This is a genomic window from Herpetosiphon llansteffanensis (genome assembly GCF_003205875.1).
Taxonomy (GTDB): domain Bacteria; phylum Chloroflexota; class Chloroflexia; order Chloroflexales; family Herpetosiphonaceae; genus Herpetosiphon; species Herpetosiphon llansteffanensis.
In genome coordinates this window covers 1-17,575 of the sequence record NZ_PUBZ01000130.1, presented here as the reverse complement: position 1 = coordinate 17,575, position 17,575 = coordinate 1, and the positions used below count along the sequence as shown (strand labels likewise).

Below are 17,575 nucleotides of genomic sequence, written 5' to 3'. Positions count from 1 at the left end.
GGCCGATGGGCTTGCGCGATTTGCCAGCGGTGCATCGGCTGATTGGTTTGCTTGCCGAACGCTTCCCCGATTTGCCTGCTCAATGGTTGCTTGATACAGCCCGAAACAGCCTTGAGCAGGCCCGCCAAGCGCTGCGGTCGGGCAAGGCCCAGCAATCGATCACGCAGATTGTGGCTCATGCTGAGCACTTAATTCGCCAACGCCAACAACTCCCACTGCGCCCAGTTGTCAACGCAACTGGCGTGATTGTGCATACCAATCTTGGGCGTGCGCCACTGAGTGCTGCCGCGCAACAAGCAATTATTGTCGCCAGTGCTGGCTATAGCAATCTCGAATACGATGTTGAGCAAGGCGAACGTGGCTCGCGTAATAGTTTGTTGGAGCCGCAACTGCAACGTTTGACTGGAGCCGAAGCAGCCTTGGTGGTCAATAATGCGGCGGCGGCGATGCTGCTGTGCTTGAGTTGCTTTGCCCAAGGTCGCGAGGTGATCGTCAGTCGCGGGCATGCGGTCGAAATTGGTGGCGGTTTTCGGATTCCCGATATTTTGCGCCAAAGTGGCTGCACATTGGTTGATGTTGGCACGACTAACCGCAGCTATTTGCACGATTATACGGCGGCGATTGGCGAGCAAACGGCGGCCTTGCTGCATGTGCATGCTTCGAATTTTCAGGTGCTTGGCTTTACCCACGAGCCAAGCGTGGCCGCATTGGCCCAAGCCGCCCATGAGCAGCAGAAACTCTTGATTTGCGATCTTGGCAGTGGCGCGTTATTGGATACCCAAGCGTTTGGCTTGGCTGCTGAGCCAACTGTTCAAATGATGCTTGAAGCGCAAGCAGATTTAGTGGTATTTAGTGGCGATAAATTGCTTGGCGGCCCGCAAGCAGGCCTGATTGTTGGCAAACGCCGCCTAATCGATCAATTGCGCAAACATCCCTTGCTGCGAGCGTTGCGAGTTGATAAATTGACGATTGCTGCCTTGAGCGCAACCCTGATGGCCTATGAAACCCAACAGGCTAGCAGCGAGATTCCAATTTGGCGGATGCTTGCCTGTTCGCTTGCTGACCTTGAACAGCGGGCAATCCCGATGCTGGCTGAGTATCCTGCTGCCCAACTTGTGGCAACTCATGCTACCATTGGCGGAGGTTCGCTGCCTGGCTCAAACCTGCCAAGCCGAGGGATCGCCCTTGACGGTGCGGCTGAAGCTTTGAGCGCCCAACTTCGTGCCAACGACCCACCCATTGTTGGCCGAATCCATGCGCAGCGCCTAATCCTTGATCTGCGGACTGTGCTACCAGAGCAGGATGCAGTGATCGTGGCGGCGTTAGCAGCCCTCAATCCAGCCTAACCCGTCATAGAGAGGGACGCAATCGATGACTTCTGATCAAGCGGCAGCGTTGTTAGAGACAGCGGTGGCGGCGTTATATGCTGGCGACCGGCGCAGCGCGCGCATCTACCTGACCCAAGTTTTAGCGCTCGAACCTTATCACGAGCAGGCCTTGCTCTGGTTGAGTGGCGCGGTTGAGCTGCCAGAGCAACAAATTGCCTGTTTGGAACGGGTTTTGGCGATTAATCCCTATAATCATGCGGCAATTCGTGGTTTGGCCCAGTTGCGAGGCAGCGTGGTTGTGCCAGTAGTGGTTGAACTAGAACGAGCGCCGTGGACTCCACCAGAGCCGTTGAGTTTAAGCCAACTGGCCGAGTTGCCAGTTTCGTGTTATGCCTGCGATGCTCAATTGTATGCCAGTGCGACTTTTTGTTGGCGTTGCCATGTGGCGGTGCGCTGCTGTGCCAACTGTGTCTTTAGGCCCTACACCGAGTGCAAAGTGGAGCAATCGATTCAATCGGAGCAAAGCCCAAATTGCTGCCCGTGGTGGCGGCCAATTTAAAGCGTGGCTTTTGACTTCTCTGGTTCATAATGCTAGCATGGCGGCTATCTGAAATGATTGTTTATAGCAGCAATGAGGCAGAATGCGATTATCAACCAAAGGTGAATATGGCGTGCGAGCGTTATTCGATTTGGCTCAACACTACGGCGAGGGCTTGGTGCAAAGCCACGATATTGCCGAACGCCAAGCAATCTCCGAAAATTATCTCAATCAATTGTTAATCGCATTGCGCAAGGCTGGCCTGATTACCAGTGTGCGTGGCCCGCAAGGTGGTCATCAATTGGCGCGCCCACCCCAAGCGATTAGCTTGCTTGATGCCATTTTGGTGTTGGAAGGCCCACTCTTGCCCACCCCCGAAGGTGCCAGCCTCGATACCTTCGATGCAGGCTTGTTGGGTGAAGTCTGGGGCGAATTACGCGCCGTGATCGAAACGCATCTCAGCGAAATGACGATTGCTGATCTCTGCCAACGCAAACACCAGCAACTGGATTCACCAATGTATTATATTTAGGGGTTGGTTGTTGGGGGTCGGGGATCGGGAGTTTTTTGAATGCTCGGCAATTTTTTATCGTTATTGTTTTGCGCAATTAATTCATTGAGCAGTAATTTCAGGCTGGAGTAAATGCGATATACCGATCCCCAGCCCCCAAGCCCCGATCTCCATTTAGTTTTAGGGAGCGTTCATGGCTTCGCCAACATTTGAACAAGTGCAAGCATGGGCTGCGGCTGGCTATACCCAATGTGCAGTCTACCGTGAGTTAGTCGCCGATTTGGAAACGCCAGTTTCGGCCTATTTGAAGGTTGCTCAAGGCCACTATAGTTTCTTGCTTGAAAGTGTTGAGGGTGGCGAGCAAATTGGCCGCTATTCGTTTATTGGCTGCGAGCCACATTTAATTATTCGTGGCCTTGGGCAGCAAAGCATCATCGAAACTGCCAACGGCGAGCGCACCAGCTACGACGATCTGACGACGCTTGATCAATTAGAGCGCTTGGTAGTTGGTTCGCAAAAGGCAAATCCCGCGCCTCAGCCAGATTTGCCGCGCTTCACTGGTGGGGCGGTTGGCTTTTTGGGCTATGAAACCGTGCGTACCTTTGAACGTTTGCCCGCGCCAACCCTGCGTCCTTTGCAAATTCCCGATGGCGTGTGGATGGTGGTCAAAACGGTTTTGGCCTTTGACCATGTGCGCCACACGATCAAAATTATGAGTACGCTGGTGTTTGATCCGGCGCACGATTTGGCAACCCAATTTGCCGAAGCCAATAGCGCGATCGAAGCCATGACCAAGAAATTGGTACGCCCCTTGGCTCCCGAAGTCTATAGCTCAAGTGCGGCCTCGCCGAGCTTGCCCGAACTCAACGAAGAATTGCAATCGAATCAATCGTTTGGCGAATTTAGTGCAGCAATTGAAAAGGCCCGTGAATATATTCGGGCTGGCGATATTTTTCAAGTGGTGTTATCGCAGCGCTTTCAGCGTGAAACTGATGCTGAGCCATTTGCGGTCTATCGGGCTTTGCGCACGGTTAACCCATCGCCCTACATGTTCTTTTTGAACGTGCCCGATGCGGCAATTATTGGCGCTTCGCCCGAAATGTTGGTGCGGGTGGAAGATGGCATTATCGAAACCCACCCAATTGCTGGCACGCGCCGCCGTGGCCGCGATGCAGACGACGAAGCCCGCATGCAGGCCGAATTGTTGGCCGACGAAAAAGAACGTGCAGAGCACTTGATGCTGGTCGATCTTGGGCGCAACGATGTGGGGCGGGTTTCATTGCCCGGCAGCGTGCATGTGCCCAAATTTATGCAAATCGAAAAATATTCGCATGTGATGCACTTGGTTTCGGTGGTTAAAGGCACACTCGATACGGCGCGCTACTCGCCGTTGCATGCCCTACGTGCCTGTTTCCCTGCTGGCACGTTGACCGGAGCGCCCAAAGTGCGGGCTATGGAAATTATCGCCGAGCTAGAAACCAGCCAACGCGGCCCATATGGCGGTTGTGTAGGCTACGTTTCATTTGGCGGTTTATCTCTTGACACAGCGATTACTATTCGCACAATGGTGATCAAAGATGGCGTGGCCTATATGCAGGCTGGCGCTGGGATTGTCGCCGATAGCGATGTTAAATTAGAAGATCTCGAAACGCGCAATAAAGCCGGTTCACTGATCCGCGCCTTGCACGTTGCCGAAATGTTGGAGTTGTAATGTTGGGGATTGGGGATTGGTTGTTGGGGGTCGGGTTAATGTCGAAGTCATTTTAGCCAATTTGGAAATATTGATTTCAGCTATAAATGACTATTTAATAGTGAACCCGATCCCCGATCCCCAATCCCCGATCCCTACGAAACTATGGACGCATATCTTGATATTGAAACAACCTGGCAACGCACGATTAGCGTGATTGGTATTTACTTGCCGCAGCGAGGCACAATTCAATTGGTCGGCGCTGGGGTTAGTGATGTGAATCTGTATGCGGCGTTGGCAGGGGTCGAGACGATCTTTACCTTTAATGGGGCAAGCTTTGATTTGCCAATTATTTACAAAGCCTTGGGCGCAGATTTGAAACGCGAGTTCGTGCATTGCGACCTCTTGCGCGAATGTCGTCGCCAGAATTTGCGCGGTGGCCTGAAAATTGTTGAACAAAAGATCGGGATTGCGCGTTCTACTCATGGGCTTGATGGCCGCGATGCCTTGCGCCTGTGGCAAGCCTATGAGCACTATAACGATCAAGCAGCGTTAGATTTACTCTTACGCTACAATCGCGACGATATTATTAACTTGCCACGCTTGCGTTGTTATTTACATAAAGTTCAAGAGCCTGATTTGCACCCGCATGTTACGATTTGGCATGCGTCCGAGCAGTCGTTGCTGTCGCCATTGAGCGACGAGGAGCAGTAGTGGGGCGATGAGCGAACAACCACGAATTCTCAATAATCGCTATCAATTAGAGCGAAAATTAGGCCAAGGCGGCATGGCAACGGTGTATCTTGGGCGCGATTTGCGGCTCAATCGACCAGTTGCGATTAAAGTGTTACACGGCCAATATGCCAGTGACGAACAATTTTTGCGCCGCTTTAAGCACGAAGCCGATGCCGCCGCTCAGTTGGGGCATCCCAATATTGTGCGGGTTTACGATATTGGAGCCGAGGGCGATTTTCATTACATTGTGATGGAATACGTCGAAGGCACGGATCTTAAAGAGATTATTGAATTGCAAGCGCCATTGCCTGTGCCGCGCACGCTGGCGATTGTGCGCCAAATTGCCGAAGCCTTGCAGGCTGCTCACGATAGCGGCTTGGTGCACCGCGATGTTAAGCCGCAAAACGTGCTGATCGATTCCAACGATTATGCGCGCTTGAGCGATTTTGGCATCGCCAAAAGCAAGCAATCATCTGCATTAACCGACCCAGGCACAACCTTTGGCACTGCCGATTATTTGGCTCCCGAACAGGCGCAAGGCTTGGGCGCAACCCCGCTTTCCGATGTTTATGCCTTGGGTGTATTGACCTATGAGATGTTGACTGGGCGTTTGCCATTCAGTGGCGATTCGCCGTTGGCAGTGGCTTTGCAACATATTCAAGCAGTGCCGCCAGCCTTGCGCAACTACAATCCTTCGATTCCGCCGCAGCTTGAGGCGATTGTGCTCCAAGCAATGTCCAAAGATCCTGCGCAGCGGCCCCAATCGGCGCGTGCGTTTGCCGAATTGTTGCGGCTCTATCGCGAGCGCGGCAACCAAGCAACCATGGCGGTTCCCTCGGCGAATGCAGGTCGTTTGGCTTCGAACCAAGAGCCTGCCGAGGTGCGACCATCACGCCAGCAACCAGCGCCTCAAGCGCGGCCACGCCAAAACTATGCTCCGCCATTGGCTGCCCAACAGCCAGTGCCAATGAATTCAAGCACCGCAAAACGCCAATCGTCTGGCTGTGGCTTGTGGGTTGTGGCAATTTTATTGTTGGTCGGCATTGGTGGCTTAACCTATGTGTTGATGTTTACTGATGTGCTGGACTCGATTAGCCAAGCCTTTGGTGGCAAGCAGGTGACTCAGGTTGTGCCAACTGGCGAGCCAACGCCCGCCCCAGAAATGGTCGAAGTGCCACCATTGGTCGGTAAAAGCGAGAGCGAAGTGCTTGCCTTACTCAAAGAACTTGAGCTTGGCGAGCAACGCAAAGCGCCACGCAACGATCTTGCACCTGCTGCAACGGTGATTGAGCAAGATATTGCGCCTGGAACCAAAGTTGCCAAAGGCACAGTTATTCCGTTTACCTTAAGTTTAGGCCCGGCCCAAGTCGAAATTGACGATGTGACGCGCCAACAATTTGAGGTTGCTTCGGATACATTGACTCGCGCTGGCTTTAAGGTCATCCGTAAAGATGCGCCGAATCAGACAATTCCTGCTGGCTTTGTCTTGAGCCAAAATCCTCCTGCTGGCTTGAAATTGGCCCAAGGCAGCGAGATCGAATTGGTCGTCAGCATTGGCGATATGGTGACGTTCCCCGATATTATTGGCCGTAAACGCGCCGATGCTGAGGCGATTCTGGCTGGGCGTAGCGATTTACGCTTGGATATTATCGATGAGCAAGGCCCAGATCTGATTCCAAATTTCGATAGTGTGGAGCCAAATACGGTGGTCAGTGCAACTGCCAATGGTCAGCCAGTCGAAAATGGCAACTTTATTCCACGCAATAGTGTGATTGTGATTGGCGTGCGCCGTCCATAGCAGCACTATCAGCAGTTGCGGTACCATAGACGTTAAGCCAAAGGAGGATTCCGATGAGTCTTGAACGATTAGCAGCTTTCGAACGCCTTGCCAACAACGAGCGTTTGACCGACAACTTGACTGATACAACTGCCAAGGCGCTGTTGCGTTGGGCTGAGCAACAAATTGAGGCTGGGGTTGCCGAAGATGAGGTGCTGCAAGCAGCGCACCACGCCAATCGCGATGATCTTGTTGATGTGACTGGAGTCTTGGCGGCGGCAAATGCTGCGTTAAATAAAGGCCATACAGCAGTAGTTGCCCATACAACTCCTGCGCCTGATCCAGCCGCCCAAGCTGGTCAGGCTGCCGCCAACGCCTTAAATCAATCAGCAGCAACCATTGCTAGCCAAATGGGCAAACTTGGCCAAAATGTGCTAGCGAGCGCAGGCCAAGCTGCCAGCAACCAAAGCACAATTACCAGCAAACTTAATCGAATTGGTGCAACCTTGGGAGCCAATGCCCGCCCGCGTTCACATCGCATCAAGCGGCGGCGTGGCTGGCGAAGTTAAGAGCATAGAGCATAGAGCATAGAACAGAGGAATCAAGGGCTAGTGGGAGTTGCTCCCGATCCCCAATCCCCAACAACCGATCCCCAATCTGTACTGAAAGGCTGATCTATGGCGCGTAGCAAATCAACGACGAAGCTCAAGCCTTGGCAAATTATCCTGATTCTGCTGATTGCGGGATTGGTCTATTGCTACCAAGAGGGCTATTTTGATCGCTGGCTTGGGCGCACCAGCGATCAGCCGACCAGTGTAGCTCAGCCAACCTTTCCGTCCAATCAGCCTGATGCCAATGCTGTGGCAGCGGCAATTGACCCAAATAAAGCCTATGTCGCCCAAGGTTCGTGGTATCAGGTTTTCTTCACTCGCCCAAGCTACCCCGAAAAAGCTGCTGGACGCAAAGGCGGGGTTGATGCAGGTATGATTGCCGATATTGATGCTGCCAAAAGCAGCATTTATATTGCTTCGTTTGATTTTGATTTGGAATTGATGACCGATGCGTTGATTCGAGCCAAAAAGCGCAAAGTCAAAGTGCAATTGGTAGTTGATGACGAAAATTTGGCTGCGCCAGAAGTTGCTGAAACTACAGGCCGCTTGGAAGCAGCTAAAATTCCAATTACGTGGGACGAACGCTCAGCCTTTATGCACAATAAAATCGTTGTCATCGATGATTCGATTGTCTGGACTGGCTCGATGAATTTAGTTGTGAACGATGTTTATCGCAATAACAATAATATGCTTCGTTCACGAGTTCCAGAATTGGTTGCCAATTATCGCCAACGATTTATTGATTTGTTTGCAGGCAAATTGGGCAGCAAAGCACCCAAAAATACACCAAACCCGGTGATTAAATTAGCTGGTGGGGTGCAAATTGAAACCTATTTCTCGCCAGTTGATAAACCACGAGCCAAAATTGTCAACTATATCAAAAATGCAAAGCAATCAGTCAATGTGTTGGCATTTTCATTTACCGACGACGATACCGCCCAAGCCTTGATCGATCGCCACAAATCTGGCTTAGAAGTTCAAGTCGTGATGGAAGCGCGGAATGCTGATGGTACTGGCTCGGAATTTGGCATTTTGGAAAAAGCAGGTATTCCAATTTTTCGCGATGCAAATTGTTATATTTTGCATAATAAAACAATGGTGATTGATGAAAAAATTGTGATTACCGGCTCGTATAATTTTACTGCAGCTGCTGAAAATAATAACGACGAAAATTTATTGATTATCACTGATCCTGATTTGGCGCGGCAGTATATGGCCGAATTCGATCGGTTGTATGCCCAAGCCAAAAATCCTGCTGGTTGTGGCCGTTAGCGAGTATTCATGCGGATTCTACACGTTATTCAGCGCTATTACCCATATATTGGTGGTTCGGAGCAGGTTTGCCAAGTGATTGCTGAACGCTTGGCTGCCGAAGGCCATACGGTCGATGTTTGGACGAGCAATGCCTGGGATCTTGACCATTTTTGGGCCAAGGGTCGGCGCACCATCGATTCGCCAAACGAGCAGCATAATGGCGTGGCAATTCGGCGGTTTCCAGTGGTTCGAGCGCCTGGCCCAGCCTTGGTCTACCCAATTTTGCGCCGTGCAATGCTAGAAATGGGTCGCTTGCCAGCGACCAGTGGTTTGTTGATGGAGCTAAGCCAAATCACGCCGCGCTTGCCAGCCTTCAACCGTGCGCTCCGCCAACAGATCGATCAATTCGACTTGGTTCATGCTGCCAACATTACCTTGGATTTTATGCTGATTCCGGCCTTGAAATATGCCAAACAAGCCAAGGTTCCGTTTGTACTCTCGCCCTATGTGCATTTGGGCGTGCCAGGCGATCGCTCGTTAGTGCGCTATTACACAATGCCACATCACATTAAATTGATGCAACAAGCAGATCGGGTGATTGTGCAAACGCCGCTCGAAGCCGATTATTTGGCCGATTGCGGAATTGATCGATCTACGATGCGTTGCATTGGCGTGGGTGTGGAGCCAAGCGAATTAGCTGGCGGCGATGCTGAGCGTTTTCGCCAAGAAACTGGCATTCAGCAGCCATTTGTGCTGTATATCGGCACGTTGGCCAAAGAAAAAGGCGCGTTTGATCTGATTCGGGCCATGGAACAGCTTTGGGCAAGTGGCCGCGACGAGCATTTAGTGATGGTTGGCACGCCGATGGCCCATTTCGAACAGCTTTGGGAGACGCTCGACCCTGCCAGCAAGCAACGGATTCATGTGTTTGCTCGTGCGCCGCAAGAGCGCAAACGTGATGCTTTGGCAGCAGCAAGCTTGTTTGCCATGCCATCACGCACCGATTCATTTGGGATTGTCTATCTTGAGGCGTGGTTGTATCGGTTGCCCGTGATTGGCGCACGAGCTGGCGGCGTGCCAGCGGTGATTCGCGATGGCGAAACAGGCTTATTGGTCGATTATGGCAATGTTGCTCAATTAACCAGCAGCTTGACAAAACTCCTGACCGAGCCAGCCCTTGCCCAACAGCTTGGCCAACGCGGCTATGAGCAAACCCTAGCCGAGCTAACGTGGCAGCATAAATATGCCCAAATTCGGGCAGTCTACGAAGAATTAATGAGAACGTAGAAGTTGGGGATCGGGGGCTGGGGACTGGGATTTAACGCAGAGAATCACCAGATGAGGGATAGAAGATAGTGTGAACCACGAAGAGCACGAATGTTGAGTTTGTTGGAAACTTAGAATGTATTTAATTTCAGAAAACTGCGTAACGGAACCTTAGTGATCTTCGCGCCCTTCGCGGTTGCCTTTGGCGTAGCTTTTGTGCATCAAAACCGATCCCCAATCCCCGACAACCGATCCCTAAAAATAGAAAGGCATAATTAGATGGAACATACAACGGCAACCTTTACTGGCGTTCACAACACCACGATTTTTTATCAAACATGGCGGCCAGCTACGCCCAAGGCAACGGTTGTAGTGGTGCATGGCTATGCAGAGCACAGCGGGCGCTATCAGCATGTGGCCGAGGCCTTGGTTGCTGCCAACTACAGCGTTTGGGCGCTCGATCATCGTGGCCATGGCCAATCGCAAGGCAATCGCGCAACCGTCAAACATTTTGAGGAGTTCGTTAACGATTTGGCGAGTTTTGTGCGGTTGGTGCGCGATAAAGAGCCAAATGGGCCGCTATTTATGCTTGGCCATAGCATGGGTGGCTTGATCAGTACGCTCTACACCTTGGAATATGGCCACAATCTGCATGGCTTGGTGCTGACTGGCCCTGCTTTTAAAGTTGATGCGAAAACGCCAAAAGCGGTGGTTAAAGTTGGCGCGTTTATCAGCAAATTCATGCCGCAGCTGCCAGTTGCACCATTCGACCCACAATGGAACAGCCGCGATCCCAAGGTTGTCGAGGCTTTCAAAGCCGATGCGTTGAATTATAAAGGTGGCATCAAAGCTCAAATGGGCACTTCGATGATTACCGCAACGCGAATAATCGACCAACGGGCTGGCGAAATTAGCTTGCCTGTGCTGATGTTGCAAGGCTTAGATGATCGCTTGGTTAGTCCTGAGGCTGCAATTCACGCCTTTGGCCTGTTCAAATCGCAGGATAAAACCTTGCATACCTACCCGGGCTTGTATCATGAAGTGCTGAATGAGCCAGAACAAACCACATTAATTCCCTTAATTGTCGAATGGCTTGATGCGCATATTGCCTAAGCTTGGCCATATTTCAAGCCATTCCAAAGCAGCTTTGCGCTGTTGCGAACTAAGCGCTCCGAATCAATCGCCCCTTGTTGCGATGTAATTTGATCTTGGAGCGCCAAGGTTGCCAAGCCATGCACCACTGCCCATGCCGTGAAGGCCAACTGACGCGGCTCGCCAGCGCCAATCAGACCTGCTGCTTGGCCGCGTTGAATTGTGCCCACCAACACCCCAAAACTGGCTTGGGCTGCGGCATGGGTTGCGGGATATTGCAAGCGATCAGCACCCGAAACTCCAAACATCACCCGAAATAAGGGCGCATTGTGCAAGGCAAATTTGATATAGGCAATGCCACATTGAAAAAATTGCTCGCGTGGATCAGCGCCGTACTGCATCACCTCAGCTTCCACAAAGGCCTGCAATTGCTCAAACCCGGTGCAGGCCAAAGCCGCCACCAACGCCTCTTTATTGGGAAAATGGCGATAGGCTGCCGCATGGCTCACTCCTGCCTCACGACTAATCGCGCGTAAACTCAGTGATTCAAAGCCGTGGCTCGTCAGCTGTTGCTTGGCAATTGCCAACAGCGCTTGGCGTAAATCGCCATGATGATAGCGTTCTTCGATCATTCAAATACCTCTATGTTGACAGTGGTAACATTGCTTATTACAATAGTTGATATGCATTTAACCAGCGGCAAATTGGCGGCTTTTAGGGGGAACATATGGCAACTCAAACACTGAAACTTCCGTGGCAAGCGCGTTTGCTGCGCAATGGGATTGGCGGCCTGAGCTATGTTGCGCCGCAACTGGCAGGGCGCATGGTGCTCAAGCTTTTTCTGCAACCACGGCGGGCGGCAGGCAACAAAAGCTCGAAATTTCTCCAATCGGCGCAGCGTTTGCAGGTAGAGCACAACGCTCTGCGTTTGCAAGCCTATCGCTGGGGCACTGGTACGCGCAAAGCCTTGCTTGTGCATGGTTGGGAGCACGACGCACGGCGCTGGCATGCCTTGGCTCCGCGTTTGGTTGCGCTTGGCTACGAAGTGACCGCAATTGAAGGCCCTGCCCATGGCGCTTCCGAAGGCACAACCACCAGCATTCCCGATTTTAGCGCCGCGTTGGTCGCAACTGTGCAGCAACTTGGCCCCTTCGATCTGATTATTGCGCACTCGTTTGGCGCTGCTTGTAGCGCGTGGATGCTCGGCATGCTGGGTATTCCACAGCCACAACGGGTTGTGCTAATGGGCGCGCCAACCAGTGGCGAATATATGACTGGCGCATTTGCCGATGGCTTTGGCCTATCGCAACGCCTAAAACGTTTATTCAACCAAGCTTTACAGCATGAATTTGGCCAGCCAGCAAGCTATTATGCCATGAAATCGATGCCAACCGAGCATTTACCGCCAGCCTTGATTGTGCACGACCGCGATGATCTGCGGGTTGATTTTCGGTATGGCCAAGAATTGCAGCAACATTGGCCCAACTCAGAACTTTTGGCTACCAGCAAACTAGGACATAGTGGCATATTGCATTCGACAGAAGTACTAGATAAGATCGTGACCTTTGTGGGGGACACAGATCACCCCAGATAGGGGACACTAAAGCGATCAGTAAACAATCAATCGAGGAGGCACGTAATGGGGACAGATGTGTATGTGGATCGGGATGAAACGACGAGTGACCTACAGCAAAAAATCATTGCCTTACGTGCCCAACTCTCAATTTATGAACAAATTTTGGATACCATCCCCGATTTGATTTTATACAAAGGGCCTGGCTCGCATATTCGCTATGCCAATCGGGCTTTTCGCGAATACTATGGCATGAATGAGCAGCAGCTGCAAGATGTGATTGATGCTGAATTCAACCAACCAAGCTATACCGAGCAATATGTGCGTGATGATGCGCAAGTTTTTGAAACCGGTCAACCGTTGCTGGTTAGCTCCGAGCCAGTTACGCGACATAATGGCGAGGTGCATCTTTTTTCGACGATCAAGCATCCAATTCGCAACCAAACAGGCGAGATTGTTGGCACAGTTGGCATTTCGCACGATCTCAGTAGTGATGTTGCTGCTTCGGCAGCATTGACTGAAAACGAAGCCCGTTTGCAACGGATCATTGGAAATGTGCCCGGCATGGTTTATCAATTTTTGCTCGAACCTGACCACACAATGCACTTTCCCTTTGTTAGCACTGGCAGCCGCGATATTTATGGCCTTGAGCCAGAAGCAATTATGCGCGATGCGAGCGTCGTGACCGAGGCGGTCAATCCAAGCGATCGAATTCGCTTTCAAGAAGCAATTATGGAATCGGCGCGCACGCTTGAACCATGGCGCTGGGAAGGTCGGGTGTACATCGATGGCCAAGAAAATTGGCTGCAAGGAGCTTCGCGTCCGACCCGCCTGATCAACGGCGCAATTCTGTGGGATGGTTTGTTGCTGAATATTACTGAGCAAAAGCAGGCCGAAGCCTTGTTGGGGCGGTTTGATACGATTTTGAGTTCGACAAACGATATTGTGGCAATCGCTGATCTCTCTGGTAAGATGCAATATCTCAATCCAGCGGCGCGGCGTTTATTAGCCATTGAGCCAACAGATGCGGCGAATCAATTAACTTGGCACGATCTGCACCCCGACAAAAGTGAGCAGAAATGGCTGGCCCAAACCTTGCATCATGCTCAAGTGCATGGCTCGTGGATGGGTGAGCATGAGCTTAAACCCGCCCATGGCCAACGTTTGCCAGTGATGTATCAAATGCTTTGCCACTATGATGTCGATCAACAGCCAAGCTTCTTTTCGGTGATTGCCCACGACATTAGCGACCAAAAACAGGCCGAGGCCGAGCGCCAACGCTTGCACGAAGAGATTATTCGGACCCAACAACAAGCCCTGATTGAACTCTCGACTCCGTTGATTCCGATTGCCGATACGGTGGTGCTGTTGCCTTTGGTTGGGAGCGTTGATACTGCGCGCGCTCAGCAATTTATGGAAACCTTGCTCGAAGGCGTGCATATCAACAAAGCCCAAATTGCGATTGTTGATGTGACTGGCGTTCCGGTGATGGATACCCAAGTTGCGGGCTTGCTGATTCGGGCGGCCAACAGCGTTCAGCTACTAGGTGCACGCGTAATTATCACCGGTATTCGGCCTGAATTGGCCCAAACGCTTGTTACTTTGGGGATTGATTTCCGTTCGATCATGACGCATAGTAGCCTGCAACAAGGAATCACCTATGCGATCAATGTGACCCGTGGGCAGCAACTCAATGTGAGGCATCGCGGCAATTGATCGTCAGCTGTTAAGGAGCGATCATGCGCGTACTCCATTCGTTGAGCGAACTCTCGTTGGCGTGGCTGATTGAGCACTTACAGCCGTGGTTGGGCGCTGGAACGATTCGCCATTTTCAGCTTATTGAAGAACATGCAGCCAATTCGCAAATTGGCCATATTCAATTGCAATTGTTTCGCACGCCGATCAAAGCACCACGCCAACTTGTGCTCAAAATCACCCCTGATCACCATGGTGCGCATGAAGTCGCCATTTATGAGTATGCGAAAAACAATGATCTGTTGCATTTGCCGTTTGTAGCCTGTTATGCTGCTGGCTACGATGCGGCCTCAGGCGTTGCCAATTGTTTGCTGGCCGATTTGAGCGAAACCCATGAGCCAGCGATTGCGCGTAAAGCTTTAATTGCTGGTGAGAGTCTGCCAAATGAGCAACGCCGCTTTATGTGTATTGATGCTTTGGCCCAATTGCATTCCTCGTGGTGGGAAGCAGCTCCACTAGGCCAAGTAGCTTCAGCATTCGCGCTGCGATGGTGGTATAGCGATGCAACGGCCCATGCCCAGCATGTGCAACGTCGTCAGCAGGAATGGCAGCAATTTCTGGCAGCTCACGGCTCAATTCTCAACGGCGCGTTGCATGATCGCCTGACCACAACCTTAAACGCCTTGCCGACGCTTTGGCAACGCTGGCTTGAGCCTCGGGTTAGCAGCGGTAAGCAATTAACCCTTTCGCAAGGTGATTGCTACTTCAACCAATTTTTCTGCCCCAAAGATCCGCATGCCGAGGATGCCTATCTGTTGGATTTTGGCGATGCTTCGGCCAACCTGCCAACCTACGATTTGGTCTATCTGCTGGCCACGTTTTGGAATCCGACGCAGCGGGCTTTGGCTGAAGAGCAATTGTTGCGGCGCTATTTAGCTGGTTTGATTGGCGCGGGGATTAATTATTCGTGGCAACAGCTTTGCAACGATTATCGCTTGATGTTGGCCTATATGATCTTTGACCCAATTTCGAATGCAGTCGCTGGCGCGGATCAGGCCTATTGGTGGCCGAAACTTCAATGCATCGCCGCCACTAACGATGAATGGCAGTGCGAGCAGTTGTGGCAGTAGCCAAGAACATAGAGCATAGAACATAGAGCATAGGGGTAAAGTCAAAAGGCAGAAGTCAAAAATCAAAAGGCAGAAAGCAATAGAATAGCCAATAGACCTATCTTCGCGGTTTTTATAGCCCAAAGCCTTTAGCCTGTAGTCAAGGTTTCTCTGCGTCGCTGCGTTAAAGAATTGATCCACGAAGGACACGAAGGGCACGAAGCTGGGGCTATGGGCTATTGGCTGGATGCACAGGATAACCAACCGATCCCCCAATCCCCGACCCCTGATCCCCATTTTTTGCCACAGATTACACAGATTAGCATCAATTCATTTCCTCACAGCCCAAAACCTATAGCCAATAGCCAATAGCCGCATTCCATTTTTGCCACAGATTGGCACAGATTCTGTAGATTATGTTCCAATAGCCAATAGCCAATAGCCTGATACCTATGTTCTTTTTTGCTCTCCGCTCAATAGTTTTGCTAATAAATGTGGCTCCAAGGCTTGTTCAACGTGGTCGGCGAGGCGCTCGAAGGGATCGATTGCTGGCTGCGCGGTTTGTGCTTGCCAGCCGAGACTACTTAGCCATGCATGGCGAAAAGCGTGGTTGGCAAAAATGCCATGCAGATAACAGCCCCAAATCCTGCCATCAGCCCGCATGCAACCATCGGCGTGGCTGGAGCCTGCTAGTTCAATCGTTAACGCTGCCTGATCGGCGAGCAGTTCGCTGCGGCCCATATGAATTTCATAGCCAGTCAGCGGGCAATCCTTGTCCCAGGGTAAATGGCTGGTGGCCTGAACTTGACGGGTTTGTTTTTGGTTGCTAAACACGGTTGTGATGGGTAATAAGCCTAAGCCTGCAACGCTCCCTCCGTTGCCCTCGACCGCCTGTGGATCATCAATTTGTTGGCCGAGCAGCTGATAGCCACCACAAATGCCGACGATTGGCCCTTGAAATGCTCGAATTGGCTGATCGAAGCCGTGCTCGCTGAGCCATTGGCGGGCAGCCAGTGTGTGCTTTGTGCCAGGCAAAATCAACGCTTGGCAATGGGCTAATTCATGGGGATGATTGATATAGCGCACTGCAACGCCATGCTCGTGCGCCAACGGATCAAAATCGTCGAAGTTGGCAATCGCTGGCAGTTGCAGCACACCAATCGTTAATCCCGCCTTGTTTGCCACTTGCTCAGGCCGTTCTAAAGCCACCGCATCTTCTTCTGGCAGGCCCAGCTGCGGCAACCATGGCACCACACCCAAAACTGGCACATTGCTGCGCTGTTCGAGAATCGCAATCCCATCGTGAAACAAAGCTGGATCGCCGCGAAAACGATTGACAATCAGGCCAGCGATTAATTGGCGTTCTGCTGGCTCTAGCAGCATGAGCGTGCCTAGCATGGCCGCAAAAATCCCGCCAACATCAATATCGCCAACCAACAACGTTTGGGCTTGGGCATAGGTTGCTACTCGCATATTGGTGATGTCGTGGGCTTTGAGATTGAGTTCAACTGGGCTACCAGCGCCTTCAGCAATCACCAAATCGTACTCTTGGCGCAAATTATCGAGGCTGTTGCTAACAATATCCCAAAGCATTTGCTTGCGCTGCCAATAATCGATTGCATCAAGGGTGCGCCACGCGCGGCCTTGGACAATAATTTGGCTGCGGCGCTGGCCTTCGGGCTTGATCAAAATCGGATTCATCTGCACGCTGGGCGCAAGTTTGGCGGCGGCGGCTTGAACGGCAATGCTGCGGGCAATTTCTTCGCCATTGGCGGTAACTGCTGCATTATTGCTCATATTTTGGGCTTTAAACGGTGCAACTCGAATGCCACGGCGGGCGGCAATTCGACACAAGGCACTGACCAAGGTGCTTTTACCAACCGACGACGCTGTTCCGACAACCATCAAAACTGGGGCGAGCATAGGGTTCTCCAAGCTGCAAGCAAGCGCTGATTCGCGTGTGGTTGGCGTGGGGCAATGCGAATTAAGCTGGGCAAGCCAAACGAGCTACAATCGCGCACCAAACATCCATATTGCAATAACGCGCTGCGGGTTTGGCCAGCGTTCTGCACTTCTACCAAGAAAAATGGCAGGCAACTGGGTAAAACCAGCAGACCAAGTTGGCTCAATCCAGCCCGTAATTGATGGCTCCAAGCCCACCATTGGCCAAGATTTTGCGCCAACCAGGCTGGATTTGCCATAATCGCCAAGCCTGCCGCCTGCGCCAAACTATTGACGCTCCACTGTGGCTGCCAGCGCTGCAAGGCTTGGATGATGCTTGGTTGTGCGACAACATAGCCCAAGCGCAAGCCCGCCAAGGCATAGCTTTTGGTCAATGAGTAGAGATAAATTGTGTTGTGGTTGTTGGGGGCTGGAGCTGTCTCTTATACACATCT

General features: G+C 51.7%; 16 protein-coding genes. 13 read left to right on the top strand and 3 right to left on the bottom strand.

What is annotated here, in order from left to right:
* Positions 1 to 5 precede the first annotated feature (5 nt).
* From selA to C5S61_RS21145, 10 genes are all read left to right on the top strand, one after another.
* Positions 6 to 1,346, top strand: coding sequence for an L-seryl-tRNA(Sec) selenium transferase (gene selA, locus C5S61_RS21190; protein ID WP_110518566.1), 1,341 nt, complete (start codon positions 6 to 8; stop codon positions 1,344 to 1,346).
* A 25-nt stretch (positions 1,347 to 1,371) separates the two neighbouring features.
* A complete protein-coding gene (locus C5S61_RS21185) occupies positions 1,372 to 1,887 on the top strand; it encodes a tetratricopeptide repeat protein (RefSeq protein WP_110518564.1) in 516 nt (171 codons plus the stop codon).
* A gap of 82 nt (positions 1,888 to 1,969) precedes the next feature.
* Positions 1,970 to 2,398: an RrF2 family transcriptional regulator gene (locus C5S61_RS21180; RefSeq protein WP_110518562.1), complete on the top strand. Its 429-nt coding sequence runs from the start codon at positions 1,970 to 1,972 to the stop codon at positions 2,396 to 2,398.
* A 172-nt stretch (positions 2,399 to 2,570) separates the two neighbouring features.
* Positions 2,571 to 4,088, top strand: coding sequence for an anthranilate synthase component I (gene trpE / locus C5S61_RS21175; RefSeq protein ID WP_110518560.1), 1,518 nt, complete (start codon positions 2,571 to 2,573; stop codon positions 4,086 to 4,088).
* A 144-nt stretch (positions 4,089 to 4,232) separates the two neighbouring features.
* A complete protein-coding gene (locus tag C5S61_RS21170) occupies positions 4,233 to 4,781 on the top strand; it encodes a ribonuclease H-like domain-containing protein (protein WP_110518558.1) in 549 nt (182 codons plus the stop codon).
* A 7-nt stretch (positions 4,782 to 4,788) separates the two neighbouring features.
* Entirely contained in the window at positions 4,789 to 6,600 is a 1,812-nt protein-coding gene (pknB, locus tag C5S61_RS21165; RefSeq protein ID WP_110518556.1) for a Stk1 family PASTA domain-containing Ser/Thr kinase, read from the top strand.
* Positions 6,601 to 6,653: 53 nt separating this feature from the next.
* Positions 6,654 to 7,148 (top strand): hypothetical protein, encoded by a 495-nt coding sequence (locus tag C5S61_RS21160; RefSeq protein WP_110518554.1) that lies wholly within the window; start codon positions 6,654 to 6,656, stop codon positions 7,146 to 7,148.
* 108 nt (positions 7,149 to 7,256) lie between these two features.
* A complete protein-coding gene (locus C5S61_RS21155; protein ID WP_110518552.1) occupies positions 7,257 to 8,462 on the top strand; it encodes a phospholipase D-like domain-containing protein in 1,206 nt (401 codons plus the stop codon).
* Positions 8,463 to 8,471: 9 nt separating this feature from the next.
* The gene (locus C5S61_RS21150; RefSeq protein ID WP_110518550.1) at positions 8,472 to 9,731 is read left to right on the top strand and encodes a glycosyltransferase family 4 protein; all 1,260 of its coding nucleotides are present in this window, start codon (positions 8,472 to 8,474) and stop codon (positions 9,729 to 9,731) included.
* A 258-nt stretch (positions 9,732 to 9,989) separates the two neighbouring features.
* Positions 9,990 to 10,823, top strand: coding sequence for an alpha/beta hydrolase (locus C5S61_RS21145; protein WP_110518546.1), 834 nt, complete (start codon positions 9,990 to 9,992; stop codon positions 10,821 to 10,823).
* On the opposite strand, the gene C5S61_RS21140 is transcribed toward C5S61_RS21145, so the two are convergent.
* Complete coding sequence (locus C5S61_RS21140; protein ID WP_110518544.1) at positions 10,820 to 11,434, bottom strand: TetR/AcrR family transcriptional regulator; 615 nt, start codon at positions 11,432 to 11,434, stop codon at positions 10,820 to 10,822. The genes C5S61_RS21145 and C5S61_RS21140 overlap by 4 nt on opposite strands.
* A 95-nt stretch (positions 11,435 to 11,529) precedes the next feature.
* On the opposite strand from C5S61_RS21140, the gene C5S61_RS21135 reads away from it, so the two are divergent.
* From C5S61_RS21135 to C5S61_RS21125, 3 genes are read left to right on the top strand one after another with little or no spacing between them, the layout of a single operon-like run.
* Positions 11,530 to 12,396: an alpha/beta fold hydrolase gene (locus C5S61_RS21135; protein WP_110518542.1), complete on the top strand. Its 867-nt coding sequence runs from the start codon at positions 11,530 to 11,532 to the stop codon at positions 12,394 to 12,396.
* A gap of 45 nt (positions 12,397 to 12,441) precedes the next feature.
* Entirely contained in the window at positions 12,442 to 14,091 is a 1,650-nt protein-coding gene (locus tag C5S61_RS21130; RefSeq protein WP_110518540.1) for a PAS domain S-box protein, read from the top strand.
* Between the two features lie 23 nt (positions 14,092 to 14,114).
* The gene (locus C5S61_RS21125; RefSeq protein ID WP_110518538.1) at positions 14,115 to 15,200 is read left to right on the top strand and encodes a phosphotransferase family protein; all 1,086 of its coding nucleotides are present in this window, start codon (positions 14,115 to 14,117) and stop codon (positions 15,198 to 15,200) included.
* A 429-nt stretch (positions 15,201 to 15,629) separates the two neighbouring features.
* Here C5S61_RS21125 and C5S61_RS21120 read toward each other — a convergent pair whose 3' ends face one another.
* Both C5S61_RS21120 and C5S61_RS21115 read right to left on the bottom strand, forming a co-directional pair.
* Positions 15,630 to 17,102 carry a cobyric acid synthase gene (locus C5S61_RS21120; RefSeq protein WP_110518536.1) on the bottom strand — a complete coding sequence of 491 codons (1,473 nt, stop codon included), beginning with the start codon at positions 17,100 to 17,102 and terminating at the stop codon, positions 15,630 to 15,632.
* The gene (locus tag C5S61_RS21115; RefSeq protein WP_276309115.1) at positions 17,084 to 17,530 is read right to left on the bottom strand and encodes an aminotransferase class I/II-fold pyridoxal phosphate-dependent enzyme; all 447 of its coding nucleotides are present in this window, start codon (positions 17,528 to 17,530) and stop codon (positions 17,084 to 17,086) included. Before C5S61_RS21115 ends, C5S61_RS21120 begins: the two co-directional genes overlap by 19 nt.
* Positions 17,531 to 17,575 lie beyond the last annotated feature (45 nt).